This is a genomic window from Methylobacterium sp. J-070, from assembly GCF_022829385.1.
GTDB lineage: Bacteria > Pseudomonadota > Alphaproteobacteria > Rhizobiales > Beijerinckiaceae > Methylobacterium.
Genome location: NZ_JAKSXX010000225.1, coordinates 1 through 581, shown reverse-complemented (window position 1 = coordinate 581; position 581 = coordinate 1). Strand labels below are relative to the sequence as shown.

The 581-nt window shown below is 63.5% G+C and carries 1 protein-coding gene; it reads left to right on the top strand.

Annotation, left to right across the window (positions count from 1 at the left end; genetic code table 11):
* On the top strand, nucleotides 1-381 hold a 381-nt coding region (locus MKL01_RS24365; RefSeq protein WP_243907753.1), incomplete at its 5' end, for a Crp/Fnr family transcriptional regulator.
* Nucleotides 382-581 lie beyond the last annotated feature (200 nt).

The following is a 581-nucleotide window of genomic DNA, read 5'->3' as shown; positions in this document are numbered from 1 at the left end:
GAGGGGCGCCCTGCCCTAAGGCGCCTTCTCAATCGCTACATCCAAGCTCAGCACGTGCAGACGGCTCAGACGGCCTTCGCCAACGCGAAAGGCAACACGGCCACCCGCCTCGCTCGATGGCTGCTGATGTGCCAGGACCGAATTGACGACGAGTTCGTCACGGTCACGCAGGAGTTCATGTCGTTCATGCTGGGCGTCGAGAGGCCCGGCGTCACCTCGGCGCTGCGGTCGCTGGAAAAGGACGGGTTCGTGCAAAAGCGCCGTGGCAGCGTCGAGATCCTGGATCGCGATGGGCTACTCGACATAGCCGGCGACAGCTACGGTGTGGCAGAGATGGAATACGCCCGGCTGATCGAGGGACGAGCCGAACCGATCGAATGAAGCCCTCAGCGGCTCATGAGCCGGGCATCCTGTTGCCCCACTCTCGCATACCGCGCACTTCTGTAAAGGGCGGACCAATTCCAGGCTGCCGTGGCGGAGCAAAATCAGGCCACTGGCAACGTGCAGCCTGAACGTAGAAGGGCCTCGATCGGGCCCCTTCTTCGTTCGCCGCCGATCGTAAGGGTCAGGCCGGCGGGATC